The 23,069-nt window shown below is 63.4% G+C and carries 19 protein-coding genes; 13 read left to right on the top strand and 6 right to left on the bottom strand.

Annotated elements, in window-relative coordinates; translation table 11 throughout:
• Window positions 1–6: 6 nt before the first annotated feature.
• From PW843_28535 to PW843_28510, 6 genes are all read left to right on the top strand, one after another.
• The gene (locus PW843_28535; protein MDE1150515.1) at window positions 7–498 is read left to right on the top strand and encodes a sigma-70 family RNA polymerase sigma factor; all 492 of its coding nucleotides are present in this window, start codon (window positions 7–9) and stop codon (window positions 496–498) included.
• An 85-nt stretch (window positions 499–583) separates the two neighbouring features.
• Complete coding sequence (locus tag PW843_28530; GenBank protein MDE1150514.1) at window positions 584–1,513, top strand: FecR domain-containing protein; 930 nt, start codon at window positions 584–586, stop codon at window positions 1,511–1,513.
• Between the two features lie 142 nt (window positions 1,514–1,655).
• On the top strand, window positions 1,656–2,879 hold the full coding sequence (locus tag PW843_28525) for a TonB-dependent receptor plug domain-containing protein (GenBank protein MDE1150513.1): 1,224 nt from the start codon (window positions 1,656–1,658) through the stop codon (window positions 2,877–2,879).
• On the top strand, window positions 2,848–4,119 hold the full coding sequence (locus PW843_28520; GenBank protein MDE1150512.1) for a TonB-dependent siderophore receptor: 1,272 nt from the start codon (window positions 2,848–2,850) through the stop codon (window positions 4,117–4,119). Before PW843_28525 ends, PW843_28520 begins: the two co-directional genes overlap by 32 nt.
• An 81-nt stretch (window positions 4,120–4,200) precedes the next feature.
• Window positions 4,201–5,106: a LysR family transcriptional regulator gene (locus tag PW843_28515; protein ID MDE1150511.1), complete on the top strand. Its 906-nt coding sequence runs from the start codon at window positions 4,201–4,203 to the stop codon at window positions 5,104–5,106.
• An 88-nt stretch (window positions 5,107–5,194) separates the two neighbouring features.
• The gene (locus PW843_28510; protein ID MDE1150510.1) at window positions 5,195–5,377 is read left to right on the top strand and encodes a hypothetical protein; all 183 of its coding nucleotides are present in this window, start codon (window positions 5,195–5,197) and stop codon (window positions 5,375–5,377) included.
• A gap of 4 nt (window positions 5,378–5,381) precedes the next feature.
• On the opposite strand, the gene PW843_28505 is transcribed toward PW843_28510, so the two are convergent.
• Entirely contained in the window at window positions 5,382–6,296 is a 915-nt protein-coding gene (locus PW843_28505) for a LysR family transcriptional regulator (protein ID MDE1150509.1), read from the bottom strand.
• Window positions 6,297–6,817: 521 nt separating this feature from the next.
• Here PW843_28505 and PW843_28500 point away from each other — a divergent pair.
• On the top strand, window positions 6,818–8,074 hold the full coding sequence (locus tag PW843_28500) for a multidrug effflux MFS transporter (protein ID MDE1150508.1): 1,257 nt from the start codon (window positions 6,818–6,820) through the stop codon (window positions 8,072–8,074).
• Between the two features lie 236 nt (window positions 8,075–8,310).
• Window positions 8,311–9,468: an MFS transporter gene (locus PW843_28495; protein MDE1150507.1), complete on the top strand. Its 1,158-nt coding sequence runs from the start codon at window positions 8,311–8,313 to the stop codon at window positions 9,466–9,468.
• 27 nt (window positions 9,469–9,495) lie between these two features.
• Here the strand turns inward: PW843_28495 and PW843_28490 are convergent, their stop codons facing one another.
• The 4 genes from PW843_28490 to PW843_28475 all read right to left on the bottom strand — a co-directional run bounded on the left by PW843_28490 (window position 9,496) and on the right by PW843_28475 (window position 13,720).
• Window positions 9,496–10,659, bottom strand: coding sequence for a hypothetical protein (locus tag PW843_28490; GenBank protein MDE1150506.1), 1,164 nt, complete (start codon window positions 10,657–10,659; stop codon window positions 9,496–9,498).
• Window positions 10,571–10,924: a hypothetical protein gene (locus tag PW843_28485; protein ID MDE1150505.1), complete on the bottom strand. Its 354-nt coding sequence runs from the start codon at window positions 10,922–10,924 to the stop codon at window positions 10,571–10,573. The genes PW843_28490 and PW843_28485 overlap by 89 nt, the downstream gene beginning before the upstream one ends.
• Window positions 10,925–11,222: 298 nt before the next feature.
• Window positions 11,223–11,615, bottom strand: coding sequence for a response regulator (locus PW843_28480; GenBank protein MDE1150504.1), 393 nt, complete (start codon window positions 11,613–11,615; stop codon window positions 11,223–11,225).
• The gene (locus PW843_28475) at window positions 11,612–13,720 is read right to left on the bottom strand and encodes a PAS domain S-box protein (GenBank protein ID MDE1150503.1); all 2,109 of its coding nucleotides are present in this window, start codon (window positions 13,718–13,720) and stop codon (window positions 11,612–11,614) included. Before PW843_28475 ends, PW843_28480 begins: the two co-directional genes overlap by 4 nt.
• Window positions 13,721–14,156: 436 nt before the next feature.
• Here PW843_28475 and PW843_28470 point away from each other — a divergent pair, with 436 nt between their 5' ends.
• The gene (locus PW843_28470; GenBank protein ID MDE1150502.1) at window positions 14,157–17,063 is read left to right on the top strand and encodes a response regulator; all 2,907 of its coding nucleotides are present in this window, start codon (window positions 14,157–14,159) and stop codon (window positions 17,061–17,063) included.
• Between the two features lie 169 nt (window positions 17,064–17,232).
• Here the strand turns inward: PW843_28470 and PW843_28465 are convergent, their stop codons facing one another.
• Complete coding sequence (locus PW843_28465) at window positions 17,233–17,691, bottom strand: SDR family NAD(P)-dependent oxidoreductase (protein MDE1150501.1); 459 nt, start codon at window positions 17,689–17,691, stop codon at window positions 17,233–17,235.
• 147 nt (window positions 17,692–17,838) lie between these two features.
• Between PW843_28465 and PW843_28460 the strand changes: the two genes are divergently transcribed.
• Genes PW843_28460 through PW843_28445 form a run of 4 tightly spaced genes read left to right on the top strand, consistent with a single transcriptional unit; the run spans window position 17,839 to window position 23,049 of the window.
• Window positions 17,839–19,074, top strand: coding sequence for a site-specific integrase (locus tag PW843_28460; GenBank protein MDE1150500.1), 1,236 nt, complete (start codon window positions 17,839–17,841; stop codon window positions 19,072–19,074).
• The gene (locus tag PW843_28455; GenBank protein MDE1150499.1) at window positions 19,071–20,513 is read left to right on the top strand and encodes a tyrosine-type recombinase/integrase; all 1,443 of its coding nucleotides are present in this window, start codon (window positions 19,071–19,073) and stop codon (window positions 20,511–20,513) included. Before PW843_28460 ends, PW843_28455 begins: the two co-directional genes overlap by 4 nt.
• Window positions 20,513–22,636, top strand: a complete 2,124-nt coding sequence (locus PW843_28450; protein MDE1150498.1) for a hypothetical protein — start codon at window positions 20,513–20,515, stop codon at window positions 22,634–22,636. Before PW843_28455 ends, PW843_28450 begins: the two co-directional genes overlap by 1 nt.
• Complete coding sequence (locus PW843_28445; protein MDE1150497.1) at window positions 22,636–23,049, top strand: hypothetical protein; 414 nt, start codon at window positions 22,636–22,638, stop codon at window positions 23,047–23,049. Before PW843_28450 ends, PW843_28445 begins: the two co-directional genes overlap by 1 nt.
• The last annotated feature ends 20 nt before the right edge of the window (window positions 23,050–23,069 follow it).

Genomic DNA, 23,069 nt, shown 5'->3' with positions numbered 1-23,069 from the left:
CTGTTCATGGCCCACCGCGCCAGCCTGCTGAACTACGCCAGCGGGATCGTGGGCGACCATGCCCGGGCGGAGGATCTGGTGCAGGAGGCCTATCTGCGCTTCGACAGCGCCGCCGGGCCCGACGCCGGCGCCACCCTGGTGCAGGAGCCGGTGGGTTATCTCTACCGCATCGTGCGCAACCTGGCGGTGGACGGCCGCCGCCAGCAGGCGCGTGAGGCCCGGGTGATGATCACCGGCGCCGACACCCAGGCGGAACAGGCGGCGGCGGACCACCCTTCCCCCGAATCGCAGGTGGCGGCCAAGGCGGAACTGCGGGCCTTGCAGGCGGCCATGGCCGAACTGCCCGAACGCACCCGCGTGGCGCTGGAGATGCACCGCTTCGGCGGGCACAAGCTGAAGGACATCGCGGCCCATCTGGGCATCTCCATCGGCCTGGCCCACAAGCTGGTGGTGGACGGCCTGGAACATTGCCGCGCCCGGCTGCATCGCCAGAAGTGATGCGCTTTTTTTGAAAACACCCTACTGATCCGGCGTCTAAGTATAGGGTCAAGGCCACACGGCCGGCCGCCTCAAGGAAACCCGCATGGGCACGACATCAGAACCGGCGAACGACCTCACGCCCACCCCCGGCACGGCGGCGGAATGGTGCGTCGCCCTGACGGAGGAGCCGGCCGACCCGGATTTGCACCGCCGCTTCCATGCCTGGCTGGACGCCAGCCCGGCGCACGCGGCGGACTGGGCGGAGATCAGCCACACGGTCGCGGTCATGGCGCGCCTACCCACAGCGAACACCGCCCCACGCCGCTGGCGCGCCGCCCCCGTGGTGGCGGCCCTGGCCGCCTGCCTGGTGCTGGCGATGGCCGCCCCGTCGCTGGTGCGCCACCTGACCGCCGACCAGGCCACCGGCACGGGCGAAGTGCGCACCCTGCGCCTGGCCGACGGCAGCACCGTGCACCTGGGTCCGCAGAGCGCCATCAATGTGGAAGATGATTCCGGCGGTCGCCGCGTGCGCCTGCTGCGGGGCGAAGCGTTCTTCGAAGTCACGCACGACGCCGCCCACCCCTTCGCCGTGCGCACCCGCGACGCCGTCGCCACCGATATCGGCACGGCCTTCGAGGTGAGGATGGACGATACCGGCACCAGCGTGGCGGTGCGTGAGGGCCGGGTGCGGGTGGCAGGCGACGCCGGCCCGCCGGTGGACCTAGGCGCCGGCCAGGCGGCCCGGGTGACAGCCGGCACGATCCGCCAGGACCAAGTGTCCCCCGATGAGGTTGCCGCCTGGACCCAGGGCCAGATCGTCGCCAAGAACCAGCCGGTCGCCGCCGTGGTGGACGCGCTGCGCCCCTATTTCAGGGGCGTGATCCTGGTGCGGGGGGGCGATCTGGCGCGGCAGCCGCTGACTGGCGTCTACAACACCGCCAACCCGGTGGCGGCCCTGCGCGCCGTGGCCCAGGCCCAGGGCGCCAGCGTGCGCCAGATCACCCCCTGGGTGTTGGTGCTGAGCGCCGGCTGAAAAAATATCGGAAATTTTTGAAAATCACCGAAAGCGCCGGCGTCTCCTGACAAACGGGTGATGTTGCGTCGCATTTTCATCGATGCCCAAACCCGTGGGTCACGTTTCGCAGGAACTGGAGTACGGGGAAATGAGGATGGGGATGCGGGGATGGGCGCGCACGACGGCGCTGTGCATGACGACGGCGCTGGTGCCGGTGGCCACGCTGTTGGGATCGCCGGCCGCCACGGCGCAAACCGCCAGCGGCCAGGCGGTGCATGACTTCGCCATTCCGGCGCAGTCGCTGACCGACGGCCTGACCCAGTTCGGCCGGCAAAGCGGCTGGCAGGTGTCGGTGCATGCCGACCTGCTGCAGGGCCTGAACACCCCCGGCGCCGCCGGCACCATGACACCGGAACAGGCGCTGGGCCGCCTGCTGGCCGGCACCGGCCTGGGCTATGAAGTGGATGCGGCCCACACCGTCACCCTGCGCCGCCTGCCGCCGCAGGCCCGCGCCGGTGTGGTGCAACTGGGCACCCTGCGGGTGGAGGGCCAGGCGGCCCAAGCGGCCACCGAAACCGCGACGGGCCCGGTGGCCGGTTATGTCGCCCACCGCAGTGCGGCGGGCAGCAAGACCGACACGCCGCTGATCGAGGTGCCGCAGTCCGTCAGCATCGTCACCCGCGACCAGATGGACGCGCAGGCGGTGGAAAGCGTCTCACAAGCCCTGCGCTATACCGCCGGCGTCAATTCCAACAGCTATGGCATCAGCCTGACCTACACCGACACGCTGATGACGGCGCGCGGCTTCAACCTGGATCAGTACCTGGACGGGATGAAACTGCTGTCCGGTGAGTTCGGCGAACCGCAGATCGATCCCTATTTCCTGGAACGGATTGAGGTGATGCACGGCCCCGCCTCCGTCCTGTTCGGCCAGGCCAATCCCGGCGGTGTGGCGGAGTTGGTGACCAAGCGCCCCACCGCCGACCCGGTGCATGAGGTGGAAATCCGCGGCGGCAGTTACGGCGCGGTGGAGGGGGCGTTCGACGTTGGCGGCGCCATGGACGCCGACGGCCATTTCCTCTACCGCCTGACCGGCATGGCGTCGCAGGCGGATTCGCAGATCGACCATGTGCACCAGCAGCGGGTGTCGGTGCAGCCGGGTTTCACCTGGAAACCGGATGAGCAGACCGACCTGACCATCATCGCCAATTACCAGCGCGATCCGTCCGGCGGCTTCTTCGGTTACGTCCCGGCCAGCGGCACGTTGTTCACCAACCCCAACGGCAAGATCTCCAGCAGCTTTTTCGAAGGCGATCCCAACTTCAACACCTTCAACCCGCACCCAGTACGGCGTGGAGTACCTGTTCAGCCATCAGGTCGATGAGAACCTGACGGTGCGGCAGAATTTCCGCTACAGCCATGTCGACGTGGGGCAAGGCGCCCTGTGGCCCTCGGGCCTGGGGGACGACGACCGCACCCTCAGCCGCTATTCCTACGGCGACACCGAACACAACGACGCCGCCGGCGTGGACACCCAGGTGGAGTTGAAGGCCAGCACCGGCCCGCTGTCCCACACCCTGCTGGTGGGCGTGGACTATTTCCATTACCACTGGGACCAGGTCAGCAGCTTCGGCTTCAGCGGCATCCCCGGCATCGATGTCTTCAGCCCCACCTACGGCTACGCGGTGTCCGACCCGCCGGTGGGCTACAGCGCCCTGACCACCATCGAGCAGGTGGGCATCTACGCCCAGGACCAGATCCGCTGGGACAAGTGGGTGCTGATGATCAGCGGCCGGCAGGACTGGGCCAACGGCAGCTATAACGACCGCCTGGCGGAGACCACCACCACCCAGGCCGACCACGCCTTCACCTGGCGCGTGGGCCTGGTCTACACCGCCGACAACGGCCTGGCGCCCTATGCCAGCTACGCCAAGTCCTTCAACCCGACGACGGCGGAAGCCAGCGGCACCGACTATGCCGGCAACCCGTTCAAGCCCACCACGGCGCAGCAATATGAGGTGGGCGTGAAGTACCAGCCGCCGGGCATGAACAGCTTCATCACCGTGGCGGGCTACCAGTTGACGGAACAGAACGTCACCACCACCGATCCGCTGCACCCCAACTTCGACATCCAGGCGGGCGAGATCCGGTCGCGCGGGGCGGAGGTGACGGCGGTGGCCAGCCTGGCGGCCGGCCTGGACCTGACCGCCGCCTACAGCTACACCGACAACGTGGTGACCGAAAGCAGCAACCAGGACAGCGCCTTCGGCATCGAGGCGGGCAACACCCCGCCCAACGTGCCGGCGCACATGGCCTCACTCTGGGCGGATTACACCTTCCAGAATGGGCCGCTGACGGGTTTCGGTCTCGCCGGCGGCGTGCGCTATGTCGGCGCGCGCCAGGGCGACCAGTTGGACAGCTTCCAGGTGCCCTCATACACCCTGGGCGACGCCGCCATCCATTACGACCTGGGCGCCCTGGTGCCGGACCTGATCGGCGCCAAGCTGGCGCTGAACGTGTCCAACCTGTTCGACAAGGAATACATCGCCTACTGCTACACGGTGAACTACTGCTCCTTCGGGCCACGGCGCACCGTGACCGCCACGCTGAAGTACCAATGGTAGAGGACACCCCATAACGCTTGCGCGGCCATGGTTGATGGGCTGAAATAATTTCAATTTCGCCCATTGGCCATGGTCATCGACATGCGTGATATCAGAACCCTGGACCTGAACCTGCTGAAGGCCCTGGACACCCTGCTGGACGAACGCAGCGTGACCCGGGCGGCGGCACGCCTGGCCCTGACCCAGCCGGCGGTCAGCGGCATGCTGACTCGCCTGCGTGAGGGCTTCGACGACCCGCTGTTCGTCCGCACCCAGCGGGGCATGGTCCCAACACCGCGCGCCCTGGAACTGGCCGGGCCGGTCAAGAAGGTGCTGGGGGAGATCGAGGCGCTGCTGCAACCCGCCGCCTTCGACCCCGCCACCACCAGCTTCACCCTGTCGCTGGCCGCCACCGACTATGCCCTGCGGGTCATCGTCGTGCCCTTCCTGGCGGCCCTGCGCCAGCGGGCACCGGGCATCAAGGTCGCGGCCCGCCCAGTGGACAACGACACGATTCTGGGCCAGTTGGAGCGGGGCGACCTGCACTTGGCCCTGATGACGCCGGAGACGACGCCCCCCGACCTGCACGCCCGCCGCCTGTTCGACGAAGGCTACGTCTGCGTCATGCGGGGCGACCACCCGGACGCGGCCGGCGACACGCTGTCGCTGGACCGCTTCTGCGCCCTGGACCACGCGCTGGTGTCGCTGGCCGGCGACGGCTTTCGCGGGGTGACCGACGTGGCGCTGGAGGCGCTGGGCCGGGAACGGCGGGTCACCCTGTCGGTCACCAGCTTCCTGCTATTGCTGGAGGTGCTGCGGGCCAGCGACCTGATCGCCGTGGTGCCGCGCCGCCTGGTCTCGGGTGCTGCCGACCTGGCGGTGATGGCGCCGCCGATCTCCGTGCCCGGCTTCACCAAGATCGCCGCCTGGCATGAACGCACCCACCATGACCCCGGCCACCGCTGGGTGCGCGCCCTGCTGTTCGAGACCTGCGGTGCGTTGGCTTGAACCGGCATGGGCGGGAACGGATCGCCCCGCCAATGCTTTAGGAAGGGCGCGGGCTTACCGCCGCCATCTGCCGATAAGGACCCTTCCCATGACCGCTCCCAGCAGCGAACCGTCCACCAGCCCGGACCGGCTGATCCCCCAGGGGGAACATCCGCGCAAGGCCCCGCAGGGCAACCCCGGCGACCACCCCGACGGGCGGGCGGCACCAGCCCCGCCCGACGCCAAGCCTTCCAAGCCCGTAAACAAAACCGGGAAAGACGCCAAGAACTGACAGGCTATTCCGGCATGAAGACGGCGCCCGCCGCGCGTACGGCCTCGACGATGAAGTCGGTGGTGATGCGCACCCGCGCCAGGTCGCGCAAATCGGAATGGACGATCAGCCAGAAGGACCGGGTCAGCGACACCGCATCCACCATCACGCGGCGCAGCCGCGTGTCCGGCGCCGCCATAAAACAGGGCAGCACGCACAGGCCATGGCCGGCCAGGGTCATCTGATATTGGGCCAACAGGTTGGAACTGGTGATCGACGGTGCCAGATCCCTGCCACCCGGGGGGCCGATCAGGGGGATGTAGTCCAGTTCCGGCGCATAGATCAGGTCCCCGACATAACCGATCAGCCGGTGGCCGCGCAGGTCGGCGCGGCGGGTGGGCTCACCATGGCGGGCCAGATAATCGTCCGTGGCGTACAGGCCCAGCTGATAGTCGGTCAGCTTGCGGGCGTGTAGCCGCCCTTCCTGCGGCGGTGCCAGGCCGATGGCGATGTCGGCCTCGCGCTTGGTCAGGCTGAACAGGCGCGGCATGGTCACCAGTTCCAGCCGCAAATCGGGATGCCGTTCGCCCAGTTCCGCCAGGTGCCGCGCCAGGAACAGGGTGCCAAAGCCGTCCGGCGCGCCGATGCGCACGGACCCCGCCACCTTCAGGCTGGACCCGGCCACATCCTCCATGACGCCCAGCGCCAGGGATTCCATGGCCTGGGCCGAGGCCAACAGTTTTTCCCCCTGGGGCGTCAGGGCGTAGCCTTGGACGCTGCGGGTGAACAACTGCGCCTGCAGCGCCCGTTCCAGGTCGGCGATGCGCCGGCCCAGGGTGGTGTGGTCCACCCCCATGCGCCGCGCCGCCGCCGTCAGCCGGCCGGTCCGCACCACCGCCAGGAAGGATTGCAGGGCATCCCAGTCAAATGAGCTTTCCATACACGCATTCCCGCACAGCGGACGGCCGTTCAGGCCTTATCGATGTGCGGGAATATGCATGCGGCCCACGAGCCGGGCAATCACTACAGCACCGTTACCAGCGGCGGCAGGGCGGCGGCGTGTATGTCCAGTTCGGGCGGTGACGGCCGGTGGGCGATGAACAGCTGCCTCAGATCCTTGATCGCCAATGCCCGACCGCCCGAACGCGTGATTGCCCCGCACCCGATGGTCGATCCCGATCATCGATCACGATTGCCGGGACCGTATATGCTTTAAGAACCATTCGCAATTGGTCATCCCGGCGCGGCCTGAGCGTATAAGACGCGCCAGACCGGCAATATCGGTAAATCAGATGCCGGCACCCTTCCTTCATCCTCCACGCGGACATGAACAGAATGACCGCTTGGGATGTTGTGGGGGTCCCCCTATCCTTGACCCCAAACGTTTCCGGCACCCCCTTGCCCCCGGGGTGCCCTTTGATAACAAGACCGGCCCCGGCCGGCGTGCCTGGAGTTTCCCTGATGCAGCCGGCCCCCGAGACACCGCCCCCCGACGTTCCCAAGGGGGCCGCGCACAGCGGCATCGGCTTTCGCGAATTCGTGCTGATGATTTCGGCGATGATGGCGATGAACGCCCTGGCCACCGACGCCATGCTGCCGGCCCTGGGCCAGATCGGCCTGTCGTTGGGCGTGCCGGAGGAACACCGCTGGCAGTGGATCGTCACCGCCTTCCTGCTGGGCTTCGGGGCCGCGCAGATCGTCTACGGCCCCCTGTCCGACCGCTTCGGCCGCCGGCCCATCCTGGCCTGGGGCATCATCTTCTACGCCCTGGCCAACCTGGCCTCCGCCGTGGCGCCCACCTTCGAACTGCTGTTGGCAAGCCGCGTGGCGCAAGGCATCGCCATCGCCTCCACCCGCATCGTCGTGGTGTCGGTGGTGCGCGACTGCTACGCCGGGCGGCAGATGGCGCGGGTCATGTCGCTGGCCTTCCTGGTGCTGCTGGCCGTGCCCATCCTGGCACCCAGCCTGGGACAGCTGATCATGCTGGCCGCCCCATGGCGGGCCATCTTCGCCGCACTGGCCGTCTATGGCGTGGTGGTGCTGTGGTGGCTGCTGCGCCGCCTGCCGGAAACCCTGCATCCGGAATACCGCCGGCCCATCAACGTGGCCAGCATCGCGTCGGCCATGCGCCGCACGCTGAGCGAACGGCAGTCGCTGGGCTACACCCTGGCCCAGACGCTGATGATCAGCGCGGTCTACGCCTATATCAACAGCATGCCCTTGATCTTCAACGATGTGTTCAAGGCGCCGGCGCTGTTCCCGCTGATCTTCGCGCTGACCGGCATGGCGCTGGCCGTGTCCGCCCTGCTGAACGCCCGCATCGTGGTGCGGGTGGGCACGCGGCGGGTGTCGCACACCGCCCTGCTGGTCTTCATCCTGTTCGCCGGCATCCACACCTATGTCGCCAGCCACGGCGAGGGGGTGGTGACCTTCACCATCCTGCAGGCCATGACCATGTTCTGCTTCGCCCTGGCGGCCAGCAACTTCGGCGCCATGGCCATGGAGCCCCTGGGCGCCATCGCCGGCACCGCGGCCTCCGTCCAGGGTTTCGTCAGCACGGTGGTGGGCGCCATCGTCGGTTTCGCCATCAGCCAGCGTTTCGACGGCACCACCCTGCCCATGGTGGCCGGGTTCCTGGCCTGCGGCGTCGGCGCCCTGGTCATCGTGCTGGTGACAGAGCGGTTCCAGCTGTTCCACCCCCGCATCGGCGCGCCCTGATACGGTTGGTCTATAGTTCCTCAGGCGCCGACGGGGCATCCGCCCCTTGGCTTGTCCTCAGTTTCCAGTCCGCTACCGCTCCCCAGAAACTTCCGGCGGACGCCGTCGCGTCCTAGCTCGCTACGCTCGCGGTTTTTCCTGGGCCGCAGGCGGGATATGGCCAATCCTGGGCTTGCGCGATGCGGCGGGCCTGTGTTTGTCATGGTTCCTGGTCTTTCTGGAACCATTTGTGATTGATGACGGCAACAACGCTTTCCGCCAACCGGCCGGCCACGCGCCTGGCCACCCGCCTCGCCTTTCTGGCGGCGGGGTTCGCCATGTCCTCCTGGGCGCCGCTGGTGCCTTATGCCCGCGCCCGGCTGGGGGTGGATGACGCCACCCTGGGCCTGCTGCTGCTGTGCCTGGGCATCGGGTCGGTGACGGCCATGCCGACCATCGCCCCCTTGAGCGGCCGTTTCGGCACGCGGTCCGTCATCCTGGCCGGCGGCTTGGGCATGGCGGCGGCCCTGCCCCTGCTGGCTACCGTCAGCACCGTGCCCACCCTGGCGCTGGCCCTGCTGCTGTTCGGCGCGTCCCTGGGCACCATCGACGTCGCCATGAACGTGCACGCGGTGGCGGTGGAGCGGGAGTCCGGCCAGCCGCTGATGTCCGGCTTCCACGGCCTGTTCAGTGTCGGCGGCTTCGCCGGGTCTGGCGGCATGACCCTGCTGCTGGCCGCGGGCTTGCCGCCCCTGGCCGCCGCCACGCTGTGCACGGCCCTGGTGCTGCTGGCGCTGACCATGGCCGCCCCCCGCCTGCTGTCCACCCGCGCGGCGGAGGGTGAACGGGCGCCGCTGTTCGTGCGCCCGCACGGCATCGTCCTGCTGCTGGGCGTGCTGGCGCTGGTGACCTTCCTGACGGAGGGCGCCTTGCTGGACTGGGGCGCCCTGCTGCTGACCGACGACCGGGGCTTCGCCGCCGCCCAGGCCGGCCTGGGCTACACCCTTTTTTCCCTGGCGATGACGGCCGGACGCCTGACCGGTGACCGGGTGGTGGCGGCCCTGGGCGTGCGGCGGGTGATGATCTGGGGCGGCCTCACGGCCGTGGCCGGCATCATCGCCGTGCTGCTGGCGCCCTTGCACATCCTGACGCTGGGCGGTTTTCTGCTGATCGGCCTGGGTGCGGCCAACCTGGTGCCAGTGCTGTTCAGCGCGGCCGGGCGGCAGACCGTCATGCCCCCCGCCCTGGCGGTGGCCGGCATGACCGCCATCGGCTACGCCGGCATGCTGGGCGGCCCGGCGCTGATCGGCTTCATCGCCCATGTCGTGGGCCTGCCCGCCGCCTTCGCCCTGCTGGCGGCCCTGATGATGCTGGTGCCGCTGACGGCCCGGGCCGTCAGCCAGGCCAACGGTTGAGGCAAATCGAGTACGGGCAAGTCCTTCTCAACGCGGGCACAAATCCGGCGTGAGAGCCCGGTGTTCAATACCGTTTAAGAAAGCGCACAACCCATCGCGGAAAGATTGAAATCGGGCTTGTTCCACCCGGTGTCCTTCCCGTTGCCCGACCACAAAATCAAGAAGGCGCTGCGAGTTCATTTCCCGGGCCACCCGCGCGGCTGCCTTATAATGTCGATCAATGGCTTTATAAAGGCCCTCAAGAATCTCAGGCTCTAACAAAGCAGCGGTCAACGTTGGCAGATCGATGCGACTTAATTTGAGGTGCCACATCACATAAGAAATAACGGCGGACTTCCCGGCATCGCCTCGCAGCAGATCGTCACGACAATCCCGCATGTCGTCAACAATGCGCCAACCCATGCAATAATTATGCAGAAATTTATTGAGTGAAGGCAGAGCGTCAGAATTCCCCTTCATAATGAAAATCGCCGCCAAGCTTGGATAACAAACTGAAACCAGATATTGAGAAAATTTACTTATATGCTTCTCCGACAGTGGATTTACTGTTACCGGATAGGATGAGAATAACGAATAAACTTCGCCATATATGTGAGATATATTTTCAACAACAAGAAGTTCATGAACTTTCAATTTGTCGCCAGCCAACTCTGCCACAAGCGATGCATGCCGAGCCCAGAAGTAGCGCGCGATAAATAGGCGATGGGAAACGGCATCCAGCGCACCTTCCAACAAATCGTCATATGCGGAAACTGAGATGGATGCAAAAATTAGGGCCAGTCCGAGTGTGCGCCGAACCCGTTCATCGTCGACCCCCAAGTCGTCACACAACCAAAACGCAAGGTACGGCAAAGGGCGTCCAACCATCGGACTTATATTGTAATAAGGCGCGTCGCTTGTCGCCTTCAGACGCTTGTTAAAATAAAAGTCGGCGACCTCTTTTACGGCCTTGGGAAGCGCGGCTAATTCCCAGTCGGCTTGGCGCTGAATCCACCGGACATTCTGTTCATAACTGTCATAAAGCGCCGCGTAACGCGCCCCCGCCTCCGCACGTGCAACCGGCTTCAGAGGCATACATCCTGAGCGCACCCCGCCCTCCCAGCTAAAGGATGATTGTCGTCGACGACTTGGGAGGCGGGCTGCCGCCGCCACCGCCGCCACCACCGGTGCCGGCATCACCTGCACCCGCATCACCCGCCCCAGCGTCGGCGCCGGCATCGGAAAGCAGACTGGAGACAATGGGGCCGGACTTGTCGAAACCTATCGGAAGAAGCGCGATACTGGGATAATGCTCCATAACTTGATCGACAAGTCCCGTTACCTGGGCCTTGAGGTCATCCGTCAAACTAATGCCGTGCCCCTCCAGAGCTTCAACCGGATTAGCCAGGAATTTAATTCTCGTCGGAAGATGAGTATTTATTTTTTTAAAAAATTCGACGCTAGAACTATCGGACATTTTTCATCTCTCCGCAAAAATTTGTCGTGAATTCATGTCACAGAGAGATCGTGGAGTCAAATTTAGGAATTATCTGATGATATACGCGCGGGTTATCATTTATGTACTTAAGATATTACATCTTCAAAAGATGATTCGATCCCAATCAACGACTTATCGCTTGAGATTTTGGGGTCGCGAAATCGTCCCGTCCGTTTGCCATACGGCAGATAAAACGGCGTATTCCGGTTGATAACACCGGATGCGTTTGCGCACTATGGTTGCGGTCCGGTGCCTCGAAAACGCCCCCTCGGCCGCGTCAAGGGCCAGAGCCATCCGTTCCCAGCACCTCACGCACCACGGTCTGCAATTGCCGACCGAACACCGGCTTGTACAGGATGGCAGCGGGATGGTCGGTCTTGATGCGTTCCAGCGTGGCCGGTTCGCGCGAGGCGGTGATGAAGATGACCTTGGAACCGACGAATTCGTGGATGGCCAGGGCCGCGTCCACGCCGTCGCCCTGCCCCTTCAGGCGCACGTCCATCAGCACCAGGCGGGGCCGCATCGCCTTGGCCATGGCGATGGCGTCGGCGGCCGTGGCCGCCGTGCCGCACACGGTCAGCCCCATGTTGCGGATCTGGATGCTGAGCGTCTCCGCGATCAGGAATTCGTCGTCCACCACCAGGACGCAATCTTCCAGCCCGTCGCTCATGCCATCACCGTCATCGCCATCACCGGCGTCGGCAGAATGATCTCCGCCCGGGTGCCCTTGTCAAACCGCATGGATATGGTCCCATCCAACTGTGCCACCAGGCCCTTGACGATCTTGCTGCCCAGGCCGCGCTTGTAGCCGCCGTTCTCTTCCGCGGCCGGAACGTCGGACGCCCCGGTGCCGTCGTCCGCCACCTCCAGCACCACACCGCCCTCGATGCGTTGGCGCAGGGCCAGGGTAATGGTCCCCTTGCCATCGGGGAAGGCGTGTTTCAACGAATTGGTGATCAATTCGGTCACCAGCAGGCCCAGCGGGATGGCGAAGTCCAGGTTGACCACCAGCGGACAGACGTCCAGCACCAAATCCACCTCCGCATCGGCGCCCGCCTGAAGGATGTTGTTCGACAGCTCATCCAGGAAAGGGGCGATGTCGAAGGTTTCCAGGTCGATCGAGGTCATCAGTTGCTGGTGCACCAGGCCCAGGGCGTAGACCCGGCTGCGCAGCCCCATCAGGGCCTGGCGCGCCTCCGGATCGGTCAATTGGTAGGCCTGCATCATCACCAGGCCGTCGATGACCTGCAGGTTGTTCTTCACCCGGTGATAGACCTCACGCAGCAGCAGGTCGCGCTGTTTCAGGGCGGCGGTGCGTTCGGCCACCACCTCCTCCAGGTCGGCTTTGGCGGACCGCAGCGCCGCCTCCGCCACCGCGCGCTCCGTCACGTCCATCAGCACGCCGGTGACCCGCGTCGGCGCCCAGGTAACGGGGTCGCGGGCCACGATGGCGCTGCGGTGCGACAGCCAGACCCAGCCGTTGCCCTTGTCCGCGTCCACCTCCTCCCCCGGTTCGGGGTCGGCCCGGCGCACGCGGTATTGCATCTGCACCAGTTCCGCCCCGCCCGTCTGCAGCAGGCGCAGGCCGGCGGCCCGGTCGTCCCGGTCGTCGGGATGGATCCAGTCGGCCCAGGCGGCGTACTCCGGCCCGTTCAGGGGCAGCCAGGTTTCCGCCGGCAGGGTGCCGCCGGTCACCGCCGCGGTGCGCCGGTCCACCCAGCACAGGCCCTTGGCCAGGTCGATTTCCCAGATGCCCAGCTTGGCGCCCTCCGCCGCCAGGCGCAGGCGCGTCTCGCTTTCCTTAAGCGCCGACGCCGTCTTGTGCATGGCGTCGATGTCCTCCACCACCGCCAGCAGCAGGGGCGGCAGCTTGCTGGTGGCCTTGCGCACCACGGTGGCGGACACGCGGCCCCACACCGGGGTGCCGTCCTGGCGCTGGAAACGCAGTTCGCGGACATAGACGTCGATCTCACCGGCCAGCAGGCGGGCCAGTTCCACCTCTTCCGCCGCGCGGTCCTCCGGCCACAGCACCGATTGCCAGCGCCGCCATCCCGCCAGATCGTCGTGCTCATACCCCATCATGCGTGCGAAGGCGCTGTTCACCCGCAGCAGCAGGCCTGTCTCCGGGTTCACCTGCACCTTGCCCACGGCCGCCGCCTCGAAACTGGCGCGGTATTCCGATTCACTGCTGGCCAGCGCCTCCAGCGCCGCCGCGCGTTCCGCCAGCACCGCCGTCAGCTGGGTATTGGCGGCGCTGAGTTCGGCCGTGCGCTCCGCCACCCGCCGTTCCAGCGCGGAATTGGCGGCCAGCACCTGCGCCTCGCTTTCGCGCAGCAAGGCGGCGGTGCGTTCCTGTTCCTCGATGGTGCGGGTCAGCTCGGCATTCAGGCGGCTCAGTTGCGCCGGCGTGGGCAGGGCCAGCACGCGCGGTACCAGCGGCCACAGCATGCCGGCGGTGGCGACCGACAGCAGGGCCGTCACCGCCTTCACCACCCCCTCCACCCCATAGGCCGGCACCCACAACGTCATGATGGCCAGCACGTGGGTCAGGCCGCAGGCCAGGATGAAGGCCACGAACAGATGGCCGACGAAGCGGTAGGCCAGGTCGTGCCGCCGCCGCACGAACCAGGCCAGCGCCAGCGGAATGGAGAAATAGGAGAGGCCGATCACCGCGTCGGAGCCGGCGTGCAGCCAGATCAGCCCGGGTAGCCAGCTGAGGCAGAAGCCGTGGGGTGTCAACCCGGAGGGGTCCAGCAACCAGTCGGAAATGGTCATGAACCCGCCTCTCCTCGTCATCAGGCGCGCCCACCGTACGAATGTCCGGCACACACCCGTTGAAACCCCTGCGAGCGTGGAACGGTGCCGCGCGACCGGACGTCCGTCAAGCAGCGCATTCGTTTACATTTGTAGGTTTCCATGCACGCGCAAGGTGAACGCATGTGCCATGGCGGGGGCCGATGCCGCCACAGCCCGCCGATGGAACAGATGATCCCCGGCGGTCGTTCTATCCAGACGAACGCCTGATGGGCTTGGCGGAAAAGCGATGAGCCCTAAATCATTGTTCCGGCGTTGTTGTTTCGACGTTCACCGATGAAGCCTCCTGAGGTGCGCCTGTGCCCCCTGATCCTCCGCCGACCGACATGGCCGCGACCGACCGGACCGCGACCAGCGGCGCGGGGCAAGGTCGATGTCCGCCGCCCGGTGATCCTCCTTGAAGCCCGGCCCCCATTCCCTGCGTGCCCTGATCCTGACACCAGGCGGCGGCCGCGACGCCCAGGTGGCGGCGGACCTGCTGCGGGATGCCGGCCAGGCCAGCCAGATCTGCGCCGACATCCAGGACATGCAATCCCAGTTGCAGGCCGGTGCCGGCCTGGCCCTGGTGGCGGAGGAGGCGCTGCTGGCCAGCGACCTGACGGCCATCGGACGATGGGTGGCGGAACAACCGTCCTGGTCGGACTTCCCTTTCCTGGTGCTGACCCTGCGCTCCGCCCTGGCCCAGCATCCCGTGACGACCCAGTTGAGCGCCAGCCTGGGCAACGTCACCTTCGTGGAGCGGCCGTTCCATCCCACCTCGCTGCTCAGCCTGGTGCAGTCGGCGGTGCGCGGCCGGCGCCGGCAATATGAGGCCCGCGCCCGCATCGAGGATCTGCGCCTGGGCCAGGAACAGCTGCGTTTTTCGCAGGAGGCCGGGCGCATCGGCACCTTCGAGCTGGAGCCGCGCGCCGGCATGCTGACCGTGTCGCCCGCCTTCTGCCGTATCTGGGGGCTGACGCAACGGCCGGCCATTTCCCTGTCCAACCTGTTGACGCATGTGGTGGCGGAGGACCGGGAAGGTGCCCGCATCCCCACGCCCAACCCGCCGGACGACGCCCTGGATTATCTGGAATACCGCATCAATCGGCCCGACACGGGCGAGGTGCGTTGGCTGGCCCGCCAGGGGGAACCCATGGTGGATGCGGAAACCGGCGCCCGCCGCTTCTTCGGCGTCACCTATGACATCACCGAGCGCAAGCGCACCGAGGAAAGCCTGCGCGAAAGCCGCGACCGCCTGACGGTGGAAACCCGCACCCTGGAACTGCTGAACCGCACGGCATCGGGCGTGGCCGCCCAGCTGGACCTGGAAAAGGTGGTGCAGCAGGTGGTGGACGCGGGCGTGGAACTGACGGGTGCGGCCTTCGGCGCCTTTTTCTACAACAAGGTCGATCCCGCCGGCGAAGCCTACATGCTGTACGCCCTGGCCGGCGCGCCACGGGAGGCCTTCGCCCAATTCCCCATGCCCCGCAACACGGCGCTGTTCACCGCCACCTTCGCCGGGCTGGGCATCATACGGTCGGACGACATCCGCCAGGACCCGCGCTATGGCCACCACGCGCCCCATCACGGCATGCCGCCGGGGCACCTGAAGGTGGTGAGTTACCTGGCGGTGCCGGTGGTGGCGCGGGACGGCCAGGTCATCGGCGGCCTGTTCTTCGGCCATCCGGAACCGGGTATCTTCACCGAACGGTCGGAACGGGCGATCACCGGCCTGACCGCCCAGGCCGCCACCGCCATCGACAATGCCCGCCTGTTCCAGACCGTGCAGAACGCCAACGCCACCCTGGAAAGCCGGGTGGAGGAACGCACACGCGAGCGCGACCGCATGTGGCGCCTGACCGACGACCTGATGGCCGTCTGCACCGCAGACGGGCGCCTGACCGCCGTCAACCGCGCCTGGACCACCCTGCTGGGCTGGCCGGAGGAGGATTTGCTGGCCATCGGCATCCTGAACCTGGTGCATGCCGACGACGTGGGTGCCACCCAAGGGGAACTGGCCCGCCTGAACGCCGGGGCCGGCGCCCGGCAGTTCGAAACCCAGGTGCGGGAGCGCACCGGCGGCTATCGCCACATCGCCTGGACCGCAGCACCCGAGGACGGGCTGATCTACGCCATCGGCCGCGACATCACCGGCCAGCGCTTGGTGGAGGACCAGTTGCGCCAGTCGCAGAAGATGGAGGCCATCGGCCAGCTGTCCGGCGGCATCGCCCACGATTTCAACAACCTGCTGCAAGGCATCATGGGATCGCTGGACGTGGTGCAGCGGCGCGTGGCCCAGGGCCGGGCGGCGGAGGCGGAGGCGTTCGTCACCGCCGCCATGACCTCGGCCCAGCGGGCGGCGGCGCTGACCCACCGCCTGCTGGCGTTTTCCCGCCGGCAACCGCTGGACCCCCGGCCGGTGCGGGTCAACCCGCTGGTCTCCAGCATGGCCGACATGCTGCGCCGGACCCTGGGAGAACGGGTGGAACTGGACCTCAGCCTCCAGGACGGCTTGTGGCAGACACGCTGCGACCCCAACCAGCTGGAAAACGCCATCCTGAACCTGTGCCTCAACGCCCGCGACGCCATGCCGGAGGGCGGCACGCTCACCATCGAAACACGCAACGTCGATTCCGAAGGCCCCAAGGCCGTCGAACCCGGCCCCTATGTCCGCATCGCCGTCACCGATACCGGCACCGGCATGCCGGCCGATGTGCTGAAACGCGCCTTCGACCCTTTTTTCACCACCAAGCCGTTGGGCCAGGGCACCGGCTTGGGCCTGTCCATGATCTACGGCTTCGCCCGCCAGTCGGAAGGCCATGCCAAGATCGCCAGCGAGGTGGGACAGGGCACCACCGTCAGCCTCTACCTGCCGGGCTTCGTAGGCGAGGATGAGGCGGACGCGCCGGCCGTCGCGGCCACCTTCACCGTCGCCCCGGCGGAGACAGCGGCGGTGCGGCGTGCCGAAACCGTCCTGGTGGTGGAGGATGAAAAGGTGGTGCGCGGCCTGATCACCGAGGTGCTGGCCGACCTGGGCTATCAGGCGCTGGAGGCCGCCGACGGGCCGGAAGGGCTGGAAATCCTGCGCTCCACCGCCGCCATCGACCTGCTGGTCACCGACATCGGCCTGCCCGGCCTGAACGGCCGCCAGGTGGCCGATGCCGGCCGCCAGCTGCGCCCCGACCTGAAAGTGCTGTTCATGACCGGCTATGCCGAGAACGCCGCCTTCGCCAGCGGCTTCCTGGAGCCGGGCATGGAGATGATCACCAAGCCCTTCCCCATGGAGACCCTGGCCCAGCGCCTGCGCCACATCCTGGAGGGATAAGCGCTAAACCGAGTGCACGAGACTTTGACTCGTGCGCTCGGAGGCCGGCGACTACCGGCCCCGCAGCGAGCACCGCAGGGCGGAGCCGAGGAAGCCAAGCCAGCGGATGCTGGCGCCCGGCGACTGAGGGGGCCATTGATCAGCCAGGATCAATGGCCACAGGTGGCATTCAGGCGTCGCCGGAAAAGGCGATGTCGCGCTGGGCTTCCAAATCCGCCAGGCGGCGGCTGAGGTCGGCGTGCATGAACTGGTAGGCGTCGGAGCCCAGGGCCAGGCGGCGCGGCGCCGGCGTCTGTTCGGCCGCCCGGAGGATGGCGTCCGACATCTTGGCGGCGTCGCCGCTGATCGCGAACGCGCCCGACGCGATGGCTCGCCGAACATCGCCGGCCGGCGTCCTGTCATAGAGTTCCGTAATCGGCGGCGACACCAGGGAGCGGCCGAAATCGGTCTTCGTGGCGCCCGGTTCCACCAGCGTGAAGGTGATGTTGAAGGGCGCCACCTCCTGCGCCACCGTGTCCACGAACCCTTCGATGCCCCATTTGGTGGCATGGTAGAGGCTGAAGTTGGGGAAGGTGGTCTTATATCCCGCCCCTGAGTTTCGTAAACTTAGGGTGCGGCGAAATGGCATAAAGCACGGATAAATCTAGGTTTTTCGGCCGTCGATATCGTAAACAGCCCCGAACGGGGTATGTGGCATTATCGAGACGGGACGAAAAACGTAAAGATGCTTCCATTTCAAGTTAGACGGTTCCCAGGGCGATCCGGGGATGAGGTGGTGATCCTGGTTGACCGGGACGGCATGCCGCCGTTTTGGCCCAACGTTTACGCCATGAATGAGTACCGTAACGCGGGGAAATCACCGAACACAACGGTGAAGGTTTTACGGACTTTGGGCCTGCTACGGACGTGGGCCAACGCGCTGGGCCGCGACGTTGACCACGATTTGACCGTGGGCCAATTTCTGAGCGTCGAAGACGTAGAAAGCTTGGCCAGCTTCCTGGGATTGCCCGCCCGCGAGCAGGAAGAATGGGCTGAGCAACAACGGCGGCCGATCAAAAAATCGAATGTGGTTCGTTTGGAATCATATCGGCCGGATCCCAAGGATTTGGCTGATGTCGAAGGTGTGGTGATCAACACCTTCGAGGTTGCGACGCGGATCAAGTGGGTTGCCGCGTACATCGAGTGGCATTACGCGAGACGCCTGGGGTCGTTGGATCGCCATAACGCGGCGGCCAAGACCTTGAAGGATGTCGGTCAGATTGTGATTGAGCGATTACGGCGACTGGCCCCCCGTGTTGACTCTGCCCACGATGACGAAGTTTCGCTTGAAGGCGTGGATCGCGCCACCACTGACCTGATCGAGGAAGCGCTACGGCCGGGTTCGTCCTCAAATCCGTTCACGCCTGGGTTTGTTCAGGCCCGCAATTACCTGATATGGCGGTTTCTGAGTGACACGGGCGCTCGGCGTGGGGAAGTGCGCGAAGCCTTGGTTTCGAACGTGGACTATGCTGAACGGCAGTTCACGATCCACATTTCCAAGACGATTCCTAGGACGGTCCCAATCCGGCGTGTGACTGCGGAGGCGTTCGATTTTTTCATAGAAAACTACTGGTCGAAGTTGCCGAAGGAAGCCAGGCGCCGAGGTCATCTTTTCACGGATAAGCAAGGGGTTCAGCTATCGTTGAAGGCGTTCAATCGGCTTTTTGAGCGGGTGCGCGAGAGTGTTGCGGGCGTTCCGACATTTATGGCGCCGCATTCAGTACGGCGGACCTGGAATGATCGTTTCAGCGAAATGATTGATGCGATGCCGCCGGAAAAGCGCCCGAGTCCTGCTCAGGAGATGGCGATGCGCAACCGCTTACAGGGCTGGGTGCCAACATCGTTAATGGGTGCCCGATATGCCAGACGCCACATAAAGCTGGCAGCAGACAAGATCGTGGAGGCAATGTTCGCGGACACGCCCATCCCACCTAAGAGAACAAAAAATAAGAGCAGCGGAGATAATAAATGAAAACAAACGCGAATCCAGCACCAGAAGACCGTAAACTAATCACCCTCCTGGACGGGCGTCGGGTATTGATCAGAATTTCTGGAGAGAATTACATAAAGAGCGACACCTATAACCACATATTTGACTTTTCCAATGTTGACACGACGATAAAATGGTATGAATGCGCGCGTGATTTCACGATAGGCGTTTTACAGACATATTCTTCTTCGCATGCATACAAGACATGGCGCACGTGCCAGAATTTTGCCGAATGGCATTTTGATAACAACTATACATCACGGCATGAAATACAAATAAACGACGTTGATTATTGGTTAAGAGAGCGTGGTTTTCACCATTGGCACCGTTTTCGAAGGTTCTTACAGTATTATACAACCGAAGTTGGATCGACGACGGACACAGAACTATATGAGTTTGTTCGCGATCCCGAGATGTTCGAAGAAAAACATGGAGGCCGCTACTTCGCTTTGGTCGTGAATGATCCGGAGCGTGGTGCGTTAACTGAGAAAGAACTGAGAAGCGTTCAGGAAAGCGTGAACCGTGCTTACGAACGGGGTGTCTTAACCCTCAAGGAGTGGGCATTGGCTTGGTTCCTGATCGGAACTGGTGTTCGGCCGGTCCAAATTGCCCGAATGAAGTGGGATGATATTAAAATATCAGACGGCCCTGAAGGATTGGAAGTTACACTTAATATTCCACTGGCAAAGGGGCGCAGCGCAGGGAGAATCCAACACTGGAAGAGGAAGGCGCCATCGGTGTTATCCGATGTTTTGATTCGTTATCATGGGGATCGAGCCAACGTTTCGTCCGAAAGCGACTTCTTATTTGAACAGAATTCATCTCTTGTCACCAAAAAACTGTTGGATATCTTCTCTCGACTGGACACTTATTCGGAACGCCTTGAGGGTCCGATCCCTCTTTTTGCGTATCGATTTCGTTACACGTTGGCGACGCGAGCGCTGGCCCTCGGCGCATCCGATCACGAGGTCGCGAGATTGTTGACCCATCGTTCGGTGGGCAGCATTCGCTTCTATCGGGCAGCCCTACCCATGATTCAGCGACCTATTGCCGATGCGATAGGCCCCGAACTGACCTACATCGCGCAGGCTTTCCAGGGGCGGTTGATTGACGACCTAACTGAAGCCAGCCGTAGGGGAGATTCCTCGGCGCTGATCCGTGATTTCGCGGACTTGGTCGGGCAATCATTGGGGGCCTGCGGCACGACGGCGAAGTGCCACCAAAACGCTCCCAGGGCTTGTCTGTCTTGTCGGAAATTTGAGCCGTTCAGGGCCGCACCTTGGGAAGAGTTGCTGAAAGTCTTAGAAGACGATTTGGCGGCAGAAACCGAAGACCGGATTAAGTTGATCACCGCACAGCAAATTGAAGCCGTGCATGGGATAATTATAAATCGCGACACCTTAAACGGAAAGAATGCATAATGGCCGGAGTCGTTTTACCATTTATTTCGCCAAATGAACGTTCGGCGCGCGACAATCTCGAACTATTTGTCGATCATGCCAAATACTATCATTGCACATCCGCCACCTCGACGAAAATCGACTGGGATGATGCCACATGGGACCTGAGTGATTTCTTTACGAGCAGGAACAGGAAAAGAAAGCACGTTGCTCGCTTTTATAATTACTCTGGCAAGTCTCATGGAGTGAATTTGGCAGAACTCGGCCCGCTTCCCCAGCCTTTTTCAGATCAGGCGAAGGCCATATTCATAGAATACATCCGAACTAATAACGTCAATAACTTTACACATATTGTCTCAGTACTCCGTATTGTGGCGAAAGCATTCGAGAATCTTGGATCTCCACCAGATATCTACGACCTCACACCACAGGTACTCGACGAAGCGATCAATATCATTTTTGATACATACAAAACAAAAGACTCGCATGTCTGGTGTCTCGACAAGATCGTGAGAGAGATTATTAATACGGCCCGTATTACGAGGAATTACGTCATATGGAAAGCACCTTCGGCACGGGATCATGAGAACGAAAACAGAAGATACCTAGCATGTAACGTTCTAGATGGAATATCTGATAAGCTTCCACACATAAAGTGCATCCTGGATCTCGCTGGAGTGTTCAACTCTTCCAGTGATGATGTCGATGTGGTGGTGAGTTCTTGGTTTGCCCTAGCGTTGTTTTCGCCAACGCGAGCGATTGAGATTTTGACGTTGCCATTGAAGTGCATGACGTCTATGGACGACACCTTTGGCATTTCCTGGCGGCCAGCCAAGGGTGGGATGCCGCTGACCAAATTTTCTACGTCGGATGAATGGACGGATGTTGCCGAGGAAGCCATTCGGCGACTGGAGGTGTTGGGGCACAGCAGCAGGCAAGCCGCGAAATGGTATGAAGAGAATCCCAATGAGTTATATCTTCCGCCGGGCCTGGAAAGGCTTCGTGGGAAGCCTCTGACGAAATGGGAGATTTCTTTAATTCTTGGAAATCCGAATGAGCGAGTTCCTGGGTATTTGTTAAATCACCTTACATCGACCAGAGAATTCACAGACGACGAAAGCCGATTCGGAAAAATCGACGTTCGGAGAAAGAAGAAATCTAGAGTTATGTACACGTTTGATTCACTGGAGAAGGAAGTCATATCTCGCCTTCTGAAGGATTTTGGCCCCGCCGATCCCTCTCAAGATCTTAGGGCGAGCGAAGCCTTATTCTGCTTGCCTTACAATATTTGCCATGGTCGTGGCGACACGCTGCGTCATGTTCCATCTTTGATTTCCTATAACCAAATCCGGCTTGAGCTTGGTGGCAAGGTGTTGGGGAAGACGATTTTTGACCGGCATAATCTCCTGGATCCGCGAACGGGCAAGTCATGGAGGCTGAGCACGCATCAGCCTCGGCACCTTCTAAATACCCTCGCGCAATCAAAGCACGTTTCCCAGGAGCTGATTGCGTTCTGGAGCGGTCGCAAGAGCGTGGCACAGAACGCTTGGTACGATCACATCCCCCAGGAGGTGTTCATCGAGACTTTCGTGGCGATGGGCGCTGACGATGCCCCTCGGCCGATTAAGGTGATCGGTCCTTTGGATGCTAAGGCGACCCAACGGGCGCACAAAGAATCCATCAGCTATGACGACGCGATGCGGTTGGAGCTTGGTTCGATCATCAACACCCGATATGGGCTTTGCCGCCATAACTATGCGTTGACGCCGTGCCCGAAGGACAAAGACTGCATTGGCTGTGGGGAGAACACTTTCATCAAGGGCGATCAGCGGCATCTGGATGAGGCACGGCGCCAGTTGGAGGTGAGTCGGCGCGCTGTGGAAAATTGTCGGCGGGCGATTGAGGAAGGTGAGCCAGGTGTTGAGGGATGGCTGGCAAAGCACTTGGAGAAAGAGGAACGGTGGGCTATGGCGGTGGAGAAGCTGACGGATGATGGGATCGTGAAGGGAACTTTGATAACGCTTTCTCCTCCAAAGATCTCACAAACACGGGCTGGTTTGGCGGCCGAGATTCGGAAGGTGGAGATGCCGGTGGGCGTGTTGGATGACATGGGCTTCGATGATTTCGATGTGGAGGGTATGTGATGGGTGCGCCGCGACTTTCGGATGCTGATATCGAGCGGGCTGTCCAGATTCTGGATGGATGGTCTGGGAAGCTGACTTGGGATCGGTACCTGGCGGTGCTGGCGACGGAATTGGGGCATCTGTACACGAAGCCAGCGATGCATAAGCAGGCCCGCATTATCGGGGCCTGGGAAGGCGCCCATAAGCGGCTGGCTGAGGGGAAGGATGCGGTGGGCGCGTCAGAGGCCGGGGACGCGGCCATTGCGCATGCTTATCGTAAGGTGGCCCGGCTTCAGGCTGAGGTGGATCGGCTGAAGCAAGAGAACCGGGATCTGCTGGAGCGGTTTTCCAGGTGGTCGCTGAATGCGGCACGGGCGGGATTGTCGCCGGAGCAATTGGATGCACCGATAGTGAGCTTTGGACGTCGGAAATGAAGCTCAGACATCGGGCATAG

This window comes from Azospirillaceae bacterium, assembly GCA_028283825.1.
Taxonomy (GTDB): Bacteria; Pseudomonadota; Alphaproteobacteria; order Azospirillales; family Azospirillaceae; genus Nitrospirillum.
The sequence above is the reverse complement of the archived record's forward strand: the minus strand, read 5'-3'. Positions and strand labels throughout refer to the sequence as shown.